Here is an 11,564-nt window from a genome sequence, read left to right on the forward strand (position 1 = left end):
GCACTAAAGCCTGGCGGCCTGCGCGCGCAGTTCGAATTTCTGGATCTTCCCGGTCGAGGTTTTCGGCAGCTCTTGAAACACCACGCGTTTGGGTGCTTTGAACCCCGCAAGCGTGTCGCGCGCAAAGGCGATCAGGGCGGCTTCGTCTCCGCGCCGGCCCGGTTTCAGCTCGACAAAAGCACAGGGCACTTCGCCCCATTTCTCGTCCGGTTGCGCGACAACGGCGGCGAGGTTCACATCCGGATGGCCCATCAATACGCCTTCGACCTCGACGGACGAGATATTCTCGCCGCCCGAGATGATGATGTCCTTGGCGCGGTCGGCGATCTGCATATGTCCGTTCGGATGCTGCACCGCCAGATCGCCCGAATGGAAATACCCGCCCGCAAAGGCCGCGCGCGTGGCGGCGGGGTTCTTGAAGTATCCCTTCATCACCGAATTGCCGCGGATCATGATCTCTCCCTGTGTGGCAGCGTCCAGCGGGACTTGGGCCATTTCGCTGTCCATGACGGTGATCTCTTCCATCATCGGCATGGCGACGCCCTGACGGGCCTTGATCGCGGCGCGCTCGGCCCCTTGGGCGCTGTCCCATGCGGGGTCCCACAGACATTCAGTGACATGGCCGTAGGTCTCGGTCAGCCCGTAGACCTGCGTGACGTTGAACCCCAAAGCTTCGATCTTGGACAGGGTGGCAGGGGCAGGGGGCGCACCGGCGGTGAAGACCTCCACCTGATGATCAAAGGCGCGGCGTTCGTCTTCCGTCGCGTTCACCATCATGTTCAGCACGATGGGGGCACCGCCAAAATGGGTCACGCCTTCGTCGGCGATGGCGTCATAGATCGCAGCGGCAGTGATGTCGCGGCAGCAGACCAGTGTACCCCCCAAGAGGGGCATCATCCACGTGTGGTTCCAGCCGTTACAGTGGAACAGCGGTACGATCTGCATGAACACGGGCCGCATCACCATACGCCAGCTGACCACCGTGCCCATGGTCATCAGATAGGCCCCGCGATGGTGATAGACCACGCCCTTGGGCCGCCCCGTCGTGCCAGAGGTATAGTTGAGCGCAAGACTTTCCCATTCGTCCTGCGGCATGATCCAGTTGAACGCAGGGTCGCCGGTGGCGATGAAATCATCGTATGTGGTGTGGCGACCCGTTGCCGGAAACCCCGCCGCGGGGTCAGGCACTTCGATCAACAGCGGCGGCGGGCCGTCGAGCGTTGCACAGGCCGCTTCTGCCAGATCGACGAACTGCGTATCGACCAGCAGCACCCGCGCTTCGCCGTGGTCGAGGATGTAGCCCACCGTATCCACATCCAGCCGCGTGTTGATGGTGTTAAGCACGGCACCGCAGGCGGGCACGCCGAAATGCGCCTCTGCCTGCGCGGGGATATTGGGCAGGATCGTCGCCACAACCTGACCCGGCGCAACCCCCGCCGCCACCAAGGCCGAAGCAAGCTGCGAACAGCGCGCGTGATACTGCGCATAGGTCACCCGATGCGCGCCGTATATCACCGCCGTCACATCGGCAAAGACATGGGCCGCGCGTTTCAGGTGCGACAGCGGCGTGAGCGGCACGTAATTCGCGGCGCATTTGTCCAACCCGTCTTCGTTCGTCATCCACCCCATGGCGCACCCTGTCTTTATTCGCTTTGTCCCGGTTACTATTGCGCAGCATCCCCCGTTTTGGGAAGGATGATAAAAGCAGGGCAGAGGCAGGATATGGGCACGATCGTAAAGCGGCCAATCACAGATGCGGCGGGGCGGTCATGATCATCAGCCGCGGGCGCAATTATATCTTCGTGCATATCCCCAAGACCGGAGGCACGTCTCTTGCGCTCGCGCTGGAAGCACGGGCGATGAAAGAGGATCTGATGCTGGGCGACACGCCCAAGGCGGTCAAGCGGCGCAAGCGTCTGGCAGGGGCGGCGTCGGCAGGACGGCTTTGGAAACACGCGACCCTCGCCGATATCGAAGGCGTGGTCACCCGCCAAGAGATTGCCCGGATGTTCACCTTTGCGCTGGTGCGTAACCCGTGGGACCGGATGGTCAGCTATTACCACTGGCTGCGCGCGCAGGGTTTCGATCATCCCGCTGTGGGGCTTGCCAAGTCGCTGGCGTTTGATGCCTTCGTGCAGGCGCCTACCGTGCAGGGCAGCCTTCTGGCCTCTCCCTATGGGTCATATCTGCGTGACGGCGCAGGCGAGGATCAAAGCAACCTGTTCATCCGGATCGAGCATTTCGCGCAGGACGCGCAGCCGCTGTTCGACCATCTGGGCTTTGATCTGACGTTGCCGCATGCGAATGCGTCTGACCGCGCGGCGGGCTATGGGGACTATTACACCCCCCAAACCCGCGACCTGATCGCCACGACCTGCGCCGAGGATATCGCGCGTTTCGGCTACAGTTTCGACGGCTGAGAGCGCGGGCGGTACATCCCCCGCAAAGCAAAACGGCCAGCAAGAACTGCTGGCCGTTTCCGTTTTCTCTATCGGGCGCTGCCGTCTCAGGCGGCTTTGGCGTCCGGCCCGAAGCGACCATAGAAGGTCTGGTTCTTCTCGGCCATTTCACGCAGCAGGTCAGGGCATTTGAACCGCTCGCCGAACTGCGCTTCCAGCTGGTCACAACGTTCCGCGGCATAGGGTGTGCCGATGATATCAAGCCAGCTGAACGGGCCGCCGGACCAAGGCGCAAAGCCCCAGCCAAGGATCGCGCCCACGTCGCCTTCGCGGATATCTTCCAGCACGCCTTCTTCCAGCGCACGTACCGCTTCGAGCACTTGCACGAACATCAGTCGGTCCTGCACATCGCGCAGGTCTGGCTGTTCCTCGGCCAGCGGGAATTTGTCGTGCATCCCCTTCCAATAGCCCTGACGCTTGCCCTTTTCATCATAGTCAAAGAAGCCCGCGTTCGCCTTGCGGCCCAGACGACCCAGATCTTCCATCCAGAAGATCAGATCATCCGCTTGGCTGGCAGGATAGGCATTGCCCATGGCCGCCTTGGTCGCGCGGGCAATCTTGGCCCCCAGATCGATCGAGGTTTCATCGGTCAACTGCACCGGCCCCACAGGGAAGCCCAGAAGCTGCGCCGCGTGATCGACGAGTTGCGGTGCCGCCCCTTCGGTGATCATCCGCGCGCCTTCGTTGGCATAGGGGATGATGCAGCGGTTGGCATAGAAGAACCGCGCGTCATTGACCACGATCGGCGTCTTGCGGATCTGGCGCACATAGTCGAGCGATTTGGCCACCGCACGGTCGCCAGTCTCGGCACCCTTGATGATCTCTACCAGTGCCATTTTTTCGACGGGCGAGAAGAAGTGGATGCCGATGAACTGATCCGCCCGGCTGGACGCTTTGGCCAGCTCGGTGATCGGCAGGGTCGAGGTGTTGGAGGCAAAGATGCAATCCTCGGGGATCACGGCTTCGACCTTCTTGGTCATCTCGGCCTTGACGGCAGGGTCTTCGAAGACGGCTTCGATGATCAGGTCACAGCCTTTCAGCGCATCCAGATCGGTGGTTGCGGTGATCAGATTAAGGGCGGCGGCTTTCTTTTCCTCGGTGGATTTCTTGCGCGCGATGCCCTTGTCAAAGAAGCTGGCGGAGTAGGCTTTGCCCTTGTCCGCGGCTTCTTGGGTCTGGTCGATCAACACGACCTCGATCCCGGCTTGCACGGAGACAAGCGTGATGCCCGCACCCATCATGCCAGCCCCCAGAACGCCCAGTTTCTTGACGCGCTGATCGGCAACACCTTCGGGACGTACCGCGCCTTTTTCCAGCGCTTCCTTGTTCAGGAACAGCGACCGGATCATGGCAGAGGAGGACGGGTTCAGCAGGATGTTGGTGAACCAGCGCGCCTCGATCTTCAGCGCGGTATCAAACGGCACAAGCGAGCCTTCGTAAACGGCGCTCAGCAGGGCCTTGGCCGCAGGGAAGGCACCTTGGGTCTTGCCGTTGACCATCGCATTGGCCCCGACGAAGGTCATGAAGCCCGCAGGGTGATAGGGGGCACCACCGGGCATCTTGTAGCCCTTGGCGTCCCAGGGTTTCAGAATGTCCGCATCCTTGGCATTCAGCACCCATTCTTTCGCGGCGGCAACCGGATCAGCGACAACTTCGTCGATCAGACCGGCAGATTTCGCGGCAGCAGGGGCAACCATCTTGCCTTCCAGCAAGAAGGGCGATGCGGCCATCGCGCCGAGTTTGCGCGCCAGACGGGTGGTGCCGCCCGCGCCAGGGAAGATGCCGACCATGATCTCGGGCAGGCCAATACGCGCCTTGGGGTTGTCTGCGACAAAGATGCGGTGCGTGGCAAGCGGCAGTTCAAGCCCGATGCCCGCGGCTGTGCCGGGCAGGGCAGAGGCAATCGGCTTGCCGCCCTTGTTGGTCTTGGCGTCCATGCCCGCGCGTTCGATCTTGCGCAGCAGGGCATGCATTTTCATCGTGCCGTCAAACAGCCCCTGTGCCGGATCATCGCCCGCGTCTTCGCGCATCTTGGCGAGCAGGTTCAAATCCATACCACCGGCAAAAGACCCGTCCTTGCCAGAGGTGATCACGGCCCCCTTGATGGCGTCGTCGGACAGGACTGTGTCGATGATGCTGTCCAGCTCGGACAGGCCCTCGATCGACATGACGTTCATGGATTTTCCGGGCACGTCCCAGGTGATGATGGCGACGCCGTCGGCGTCTGTCTTCATGGTGAAATCGGTCATTTAAATCTCTCCCTGATTTGGAGTGTGTTACGAGCGCTGAGGCGTATAGTCAGCGAATTTTTCAAGCAGTGAGCGGATCAAGGCGATGGTGGCTTCGGGGCCTTTGTCGCAGTCTTCCTCGCTTAGCAGTATCCGTTTGAAGTCCTTAAAGCGCTCGCGGTCATAGCTGTCGCTTGGATCGTTGCGATGCTTGAAGAACAGCGGCGGCGTGGCCTGATACAGGCGCACATATTGCCCCCCGCGTTCTTCTGCGAGCTTAAGGTCCCTCAGCCCACGCCGCGCTGCCAGATCGGCCACGGCGTGGAAAGGATGCGGCTGGTCGCCCATCAAACGCGCTCGATGATGGTGGCGGCGCCCATGCCGGAGGCGATACAAAGCGTGGCCATCCCGACTTCCTTGTCCGAACGCTCAAGCTCGTCCAGCAGCGTGCCGATGATCATCGCGCCGGTGGCCCCCAAGGGGTGACCCATGGCGATGGACCCGCCGTTTACATTGACCTTGCTTTCATCGACGTCGAACGCCTGCATGAAGCGCATGACCACGGCGGCAAAGGCCTCGTTGACCTCGAACAGATCGATGTCGTTGATGTTCATGCCATTGTCGGCAAGGATCTTTTCGGTCACGGGAACTGGGCCGGTCAGCATGATGGTCGGGTCGGTCCCGATCTTGGCGGTTGCACGGATGCGCGCGCGTGGCTTGAGACCGTATTTCTCGCCGAATTCCTTGTTCCCGATCAGCACAGCCGCCGCACCGTCCACGATGCCCGAGGAGTTCCCCGCGTGGTGGATGTGGTTGATCTTCTCGAGGTGCGGATATTTCATCAGCGCGACCTTATCAAAGCCGGGCATGACCTCGCCCATCTGCTGGAACGCAGGGTTCAGCGACCCGAGCGACTGCATGTCGGTCTGGGGGCGCATGTATTCGTCATGGCTGAGGATCGACAGGCCGTTCTGGTCCTTGATCTCGATCACGGATTTATCAAAGCGCCCTTCGTCCCAGGCTTTCTTGGCACGCTGCTGCGACTGCATCGCCAGCTTGTCGGCCTCGTCACGGGTAAAGCCGTATTCGGTCGCGATGATGTCAGCCGAGATGCCCTGCGGCACGAAATACCGCTCCATCGCGAGCGAAGGGTCAACGGCAATCGCAGCACCGTCGCTGCCCATCGCCACGCGGCCCATCATTTCAACGCCACCGGCGATATAGCCCATGCCTGCGCCGCCGCGCACCTGGTTGGCGGCAAGGTTCACAGCTTCCATGCCAGAGGCGCAGAAACGGTTGATGGCAAGGCCGGGGATGCGTTCATCCAGATCGGATGCCAGCACGGCAGAGCGCGCCAGACAGCCGCCCTGTTCCATCACCTGGGTCACGTTCCCCCAGATCACGTCCTCGACGGCATGGCCTTCCAGGTTGTTGCGCTCTTTCATCGCATTGAGCGTCAGCGCGGACAGGCGCAACGAAGTCAACTCGTGCAGGGCGCCGTCTTTGCGGCCCTTGCCACGCGGGGTGCGCAGGGCGTCGTAGATATATGCTTCGGTCATGTGGTGTCTCCCTTTGGGTCAGGCGCGGTCAGCAGGGCTGCCGGGCATCAGGTCGTAGGGGGCTTTCCAGCCCGGTGTGTCGCTCAGACGGGTGAGCCACGCGTCGATATGGGGCCAGTCCTTGCGGACAAAGCCGAAAGGCTCGGGGTAATACAGATAGCCGCAGCAACTCAGATCGGCGTTGGTGATCCCGTCGCCGACAATCCAGTCGCGGCCGTTCAGATGGTCGTTCAGCACGGCATAGGCAGCAGACAAACGCCCCTGCATAAAGCCGATGACTTCTTTGGGCTGCTTGTCTTCGGGCAGGAAGTTCATCAAAAAACGCGTCATACCGGCGTTCGAGCTGAGCTTGTGGTTGTCCCACAGCACCCACCGCAGGATCTCGCGGCGCTCTTCGGGATTGCTCCCGCCGAATTTGCCGGATTGTTCCGAGACATAATCCTGGATCACGCCGGATTGGGTCAGACGGATGTCACCATCAATCATCACCGGCGCTTCGCCCATGTTATTGATCGTCGTGCGGTAATCCTGCGTGCGGGTTTCGCCGCCGAAGAAATCAACTTTCACCGGCTCCCAGTCGAGCCCCGACAGCTGCAGCGCAAGCGCCGCCTTATAGGCGTTTCCGCTTTCGCCGAAGCAATGCAGTTTGATGGTCATCTGAACCCTCCCTCAAGTCCTGTGTGTCGATCGTCGTCCCGTGGGGGTTTCACACCCCCACACCCCCGTGGAGTTTATCCGGCAAAGTGAAGATGCGCGGGTTTGCGTTAATCAGTTACTAATCATCCTGTCGTATTCAACCCCCGCGCGGCAGGCTGGAGAGCTGAGCCGCGTGCAAAGTGAAGCCCTGCTTTGGTCGTGCGGGTCGCAGGATCAGGGCAGGGTGTTTGCGCTTCATTTTGCCCCTTAAACTCTCCCCGAAGGGTCGGGTTCGGCAGGGCGTTCGGGGTGTGGTGCTGTGCTACCTCTTTCGTCCGTCCAGTTCCGCGTTGAACAGCCGCAGTCGCGCGGTCAGGTTCTCTTTGTCGATCACGCTGTTGAAGTTCTCGAAGAGAAACGACAGCGCTTCGCCTTCATCCAATCCGGCCTCTGCCGCGAATTTCTTCAGGCGGCGGTAGCCGTCTTCGGTCATGGCGACAGGGAAGCGGCGGGTCAGGCGGAAACGTTTGGGCATCGGGCGTCCTTTCAGTCAGCATTCGGGGTGGGGGATGTCCCCACCCCGGTGCAACCTAGAAGTTTGCCGCGTCCAGCGCCATCACAGTATCCGCGCCGGTTTCGATCCGCTTGAGGTGCAGCGAAGTCGCGGGCAGTTGACGGGCCATGTAGAAACGGCCGGTTGCCAGCTTGGTCTCGTAGAAGGACGCGTCGCCGGTGCCATCTTTCAGCGCTTTCTTCGCGGCCAGACCCATTTTTGCCCACATCAGGCCCAGACAGACATGCCCGAACATATGCATGAAGTCATTCGACCCCGAGAGCGCGTTGTTGGGGTTCTTCATGCCGTTCTGCATGAAGTACATGCCCGCCGATTGCAGGTCTTTGCTGGCAGCCTTCAGCGGCTCCATAAAGCTGGCGTCGAACTCGGCGTCCTGGCCTGCGTTTTCCTTGATGAAGGTCTTGACCATATCAAAGAAGGCCATGACGTGTTTGCCACCGTCCTGCGCCAGTTTGCGGCCCACGAGGTCCAGCGCCTGAACGCCATTGGCCCCTTCGTAGATCATGGCGATACGGGCGTCGCGGGTGAACTGGGACATGCCCCATTCCTCGATATAGCCGTGGCCACCATAGACCTGCTGCGCCTTGACCGTCATGTCATAGCCGATGTCGGTCAGGAAGCCTTTGATGACGGGGGTCATCAGCGAGACAAGCCCGTCGGCATCCTTGTCATCCGCGCGGTGTGCCGCGTCGATCAGGCTGGCTCCCCAGAGGATGAACGCCCGGGCCCCTTCGACAAAGGATTTCTGCTCCATCAGGCTGCGACGGATATCGGGGTGGACGATCAACGGATCGGCAGGCTTGTCGGGGTGCTCTGTCCCGGTGACGGCACGGCCTTGCAGGCGGTCCTTGGCGTAGGCCAGCGCGTTCTGATAGGCCACATCGGCCTGCGCCAGACCCTGCATGCCGACGCCCACGCGGGCTTCGTTCATCATGGTGAACATCGCGCGCATGCCTTTGTGTTCGTCACCCAGCAGGTAGCCGACCGCGCCGTCATAGTTCATCACACAGGTAGAGTTGCCGTGGATGCCCATCTTCTCTTCGATGGAGCCGACGGACACCGCGTTGCGTTCGCCAAGCGAGCCGTCTTCCTTGACCATGAACTTGGGCACGATGAACAGCGATACGCCCTTGATGCCTTCGGGGCCGCCTTCGATCTTGGCCAGCACCAAATGGATGATGTTATCGGCCATGTCGTGTTCACCGGACGAGATAAAGATCTTCTGGCCGGTGATCTTATAGCTGCCGTCTTCCTGTGGCGCTGCCTTGGTGCGCATCAGGCCCAGATCGGTGCCGCAGTGGGGCTCTGTCAGGTTCATGGTGCCGGTCCATTCGCAGGACACCATGTTGGGCAGATATGTATCCTTTTGGGCGTCAGAGCCGTGGGCGAGGATCGCCGAGGCCGCACCGTGGGTCAGGCCCTGATACATGGTGAACGCCTGGTTGGACGCCGAGAACATCTCGCCCACGGCGGTGCCGAGGATATAGGGCATGTTCTGGCCGCCGTATTGCTCTGGCATGTCCAGACCGGTCCAGCCGCCTTCCTTGACCTTTTCAAAGGCGTCCTTGAACCCTTTGGGGGTGTAGACGACGCCGTTCTCCAGACGGCAGCCTTCCTGATCACCCACCGCGTTCAGCGGAGCGAGGACTTCGGAGGTCAGCTTGCCTGCTTCTTCCAGAATGGCAGAGGTGAAATCCGCCTCAAGCTCGTCGTAGCCGGGGGTGGACGATGCGGTGACGTTCAGCACGTCGTGCAGGACGAATTGCATATCCTTGATCGGGGCGGTGTAGCTCGGCATGTGGTGTTCTCCCTTGGCCATCTGGCCGTCGTTTGGTCAGTATATCTAGGTCGGTGTATCAGGTGTTCGGGTGCGCCGGACTGCGGGCCTATTCTGCCGCGTTGCGAGCGCTGTTGATGGAGGCGATCATTTTCTCCCCCCATTTCAACTGGTTTTGCAGGTCGTCGATGGCGTTGTTCAGATCCTCGCGCTGTGCTTCGAGGTCGGCCAGACGTTCGCGCGCGATGTCATAGGTGCGCGCCAATTGGGTCTGTTGCTGGTCGCCCATGTGGTACAGGTCCAGCAACTGGCGGATTTCTTCGAGGCTGAAGCCAAAGCGCTTGCCACGCAGGATCAGTTTCAGCCGCGCACGGTCCCGTTTGGTAAACAGGCGCTTTTGTCCCTGACGTTCGGGGAAAAGCAGTTCTTTCGCTTCGTAGAACCGCAAGGTGCGCGGGGTCACATCGAAGGCGGTGCACATCTCGCGGATGGTCATCGTAGTGTTGGACATATCAGTTACTCGCTATTCTATCACTGCTGTAGAACGGTCAACTTCACCTAAACTGGGAGCGGTATAACCCAGAAACAAGCTTACGTAAGTTGGACGCTACGTCAAACATTTGCTTTACGTTGAGTAAATCTGCGTAACCCCGCGAGGATTTTCCCGAGGCGGTCATTGATAGGTATCTCGCGCCGACTAAGTGGTCTGGGGGAGCAAGTTTTATCGGCCGGGGGGGTGATATGTCCGAGGATATGGATCCGCGACTATTCACAGAGTGTCTGCGCGAGGTCAGCAGCGTTTCGGCGCTATGGCTGCTTGTGCAACGCTTTGCCAAGGCGCAGGATTTTCGCACGGTCACCTATCACAGTATTGATGTGCAATCGCTTGGGGACTCTAGCTTTGGCGCTGTCGCGATCGGTATCCCGGCAGAGTTTCACCGGATGTATACCGAAGAGCACCTGTATCTGGACGATCCGTTTCCTCCCTTCGCGGCCTCACAGATCACCCCGTTTTTCTGGCGTGACCTGCCGCAGCTGACCACCTTGACCGAAAAGCAGAAAGCCTATCTGAACAGAGCGAGAGAATTCGGCTTTGCCGATGGGCTGGTCTGTCAGGTCTTTGGGCCACAGGCGCGCAATGCTTTGGTCAGTATCGGCTTCCACCACGACAGGCCGCGCCCGAGCGATGCAGAGGTTCTGGACCTGCACGTCGCCAGCCAGTTTGCCCATATGCGGTTCTGCGCGCTTGTGGCAGGCCCTGCTGCACCCAATCGGCGCTTGTCCCCGCGCGAGCTGGAATTGCTCCGCTGGATCGCGCGCGGCAAGAGCAACACCTCGATCGCGCAGATCATGGGGGTGTCGCGGCACACGGTCGATACGATCATGCGGCGTCTGTTTGGCAAACTGGATGTGACCGACCGGACTCGCGCGGCGGTGCGGGGCCTGGCCTTTGGCCTGATCGACCCGTCGCTGGATAACCTGTCGTAATGCAGGGAGCGTGACCGGATGTCGCGCACTTACGGGACGTGCGCATCACCTGTCGGACGCATAGTCGTGGCGAATTCTCAACCGTAAGTGGACAGGCCGTGGCGCAGAACAAACCCCCGAAACCCTCAACAACACCGAATACCTATGATCTTGCGCAGGGGCCGGTGATTTCCGCGTCTTCCGCATCGCGGGGGCTCAAGGATGCGGCCAAGCTTGTTGAAGACGTGGCGTATGAATTTGCTGCCTGTCTCGACGCTGATTCACTGTCGGAGCTGATTGTGACAGCCGCAGATCTTACCCGTCTTTCCGATGTGATGGGTCGGATGGCCGCGCGGCAGGCGTAAGCCGGCCCGCATCGCATCGGTTTCTCATACCATCGCTCGATGCTGCCAACGACGGCACCCTCCAGCCAGCGGCTGTCAGTTGTGGTAGCGCCCCGTAAACCCAAGGCGCTACGCAAATATCAGTCGCGCTTGGCCAATGCGGCCTCTGTATCGTCGCGAGATTTCTGCAGCTCTTCGATGGCTTCGTCCAACTGCTTGCGCTGTTCTGCCAGCTCTCCCAACTGGCGGTCCGCGCTCACGACCCACGCCCGCATTTGCGCTTCGGTGCCTTCGTTTTCATAGATCAGCAGCCACTGGCGAATGCCTTCCAGCGAATACCCGAACTTGCGCCCCCGCATGATCAGCTTCATGCGGGCGATTTCCCGCGCGCCATAGCTGCGGGACCGGCCTTCGCGTTCGGGGTGGAGCAGTTCAATGTACTCGTAATAGCGCAACGTGCGCGGCGTGACGTCAAACTCCGCACACATTTCTTTAAAGTTCAGGCGTTTGTCTGTCATCT

Annotated in this window: 12 protein-coding genes; 3 read left to right on the forward strand and 9 right to left on the reverse strand. The window is 60.6% G+C overall.

What is annotated here, in order from left to right; all coding sequences use genetic code 11:
• Positions 1-3: 3 nt before the first annotated feature.
• Positions 4-1,629, reverse strand: a complete 1,626-nt coding sequence (locus IV89_RS05410; RefSeq protein ID WP_037944730.1) for an AMP-binding protein — start codon at positions 1,627-1,629, stop codon at positions 4-6.
• A gap of 140 nt (positions 1,630-1,769) precedes the next feature.
• Here IV89_RS05410 and IV89_RS05415 point away from each other — a divergent pair, with 140 nt between their 5' ends.
• Entirely contained in the window at positions 1,770-2,420 is a 651-nt protein-coding gene (locus IV89_RS05415) for a sulfotransferase family 2 domain-containing protein (protein WP_037944729.1), read from the forward strand.
• An 86-nt stretch (positions 2,421-2,506) separates the two neighbouring features.
• Here the strand turns inward: IV89_RS05415 and IV89_RS05420 are convergent, their stop codons facing one another.
• The 7 genes from IV89_RS05420 to IV89_RS05450 all read right to left on the reverse strand — a co-directional run bounded on the left by IV89_RS05420 (position 2,507) and on the right by IV89_RS05450 (position 9,744).
• Positions 2,507-4,708, reverse strand: a complete 2,202-nt coding sequence (locus IV89_RS05420) for a 3-hydroxyacyl-CoA dehydrogenase NAD-binding domain-containing protein (protein ID WP_037944728.1) — start codon at positions 4,706-4,708, stop codon at positions 2,507-2,509.
• A gap of 27 nt (positions 4,709-4,735) precedes the next feature.
• A complete protein-coding gene (locus IV89_RS05425; RefSeq protein ID WP_005849467.1) occupies positions 4,736-5,035 on the reverse strand; it encodes an acetyl-CoA acetyltransferase in 300 nt (99 codons plus the stop codon).
• Positions 5,035-6,246 (reverse strand): acetyl-CoA C-acetyltransferase, encoded by a 1,212-nt coding sequence (locus tag IV89_RS05430; RefSeq protein WP_005849466.1) that lies wholly within the window; start codon positions 6,244-6,246, stop codon positions 5,035-5,037. Before IV89_RS05430 ends, IV89_RS05425 begins: the two co-directional genes overlap by 1 nt.
• 18 nt (positions 6,247-6,264) lie before the next feature.
• Positions 6,265-6,903, reverse strand: coding sequence for a glutathione S-transferase (locus IV89_RS05435; RefSeq protein WP_037944727.1), 639 nt, complete (start codon positions 6,901-6,903; stop codon positions 6,265-6,267).
• 301 nt (positions 6,904-7,204) lie between these two features.
• A complete protein-coding gene (locus IV89_RS05440) occupies positions 7,205-7,417 on the reverse strand; it encodes a hypothetical protein (RefSeq protein WP_037944725.1) in 213 nt (70 codons plus the stop codon).
• A gap of 55 nt (positions 7,418-7,472) precedes the next feature.
• On the reverse strand, positions 7,473-9,254 hold the full coding sequence (locus IV89_RS05445) for an acyl-CoA dehydrogenase C-terminal domain-containing protein (protein WP_037944724.1): 1,782 nt from the start codon (positions 9,252-9,254) through the stop codon (positions 7,473-7,475).
• An 88-nt stretch (positions 9,255-9,342) separates the two neighbouring features.
• Entirely contained in the window at positions 9,343-9,744 is a 402-nt protein-coding gene (locus IV89_RS05450) for a MerR family DNA-binding transcriptional regulator (protein ID WP_037944722.1), read from the reverse strand.
• Positions 9,745-9,974: 230 nt separating this feature from the next.
• Between IV89_RS05450 and IV89_RS05455 the strand changes: the two genes are divergently transcribed.
• Positions 9,975-10,721 (forward strand): LuxR family transcriptional regulator, encoded by a 747-nt coding sequence (locus IV89_RS05455; protein ID WP_037944721.1) that lies wholly within the window; start codon positions 9,975-9,977, stop codon positions 10,719-10,721.
• A 98-nt stretch (positions 10,722-10,819) separates the two neighbouring features.
• Positions 10,820-11,065, forward strand: coding sequence for a hypothetical protein (locus tag IV89_RS05460; protein WP_005849460.1), 246 nt, complete (start codon positions 10,820-10,822; stop codon positions 11,063-11,065).
• Between the two features lie 119 nt (positions 11,066-11,184).
• On the opposite strand, the gene IV89_RS05465 is transcribed toward IV89_RS05460, so the two are convergent.
• On the reverse strand, positions 11,185-11,562 hold the full coding sequence (locus tag IV89_RS05465) for a MerR family DNA-binding transcriptional regulator (protein ID WP_005849459.1): 378 nt from the start codon (positions 11,560-11,562) through the stop codon (positions 11,185-11,187).
• Positions 11,563-11,564 lie beyond the last annotated feature (2 nt).

The sequence above is a fragment of the Sulfitobacter sp. CB2047 genome, from assembly GCF_000735125.2.
Classification (GTDB): domain Bacteria; phylum Pseudomonadota; class Alphaproteobacteria; order Rhodobacterales; family Rhodobacteraceae; genus Sulfitobacter; species Sulfitobacter pontiacus.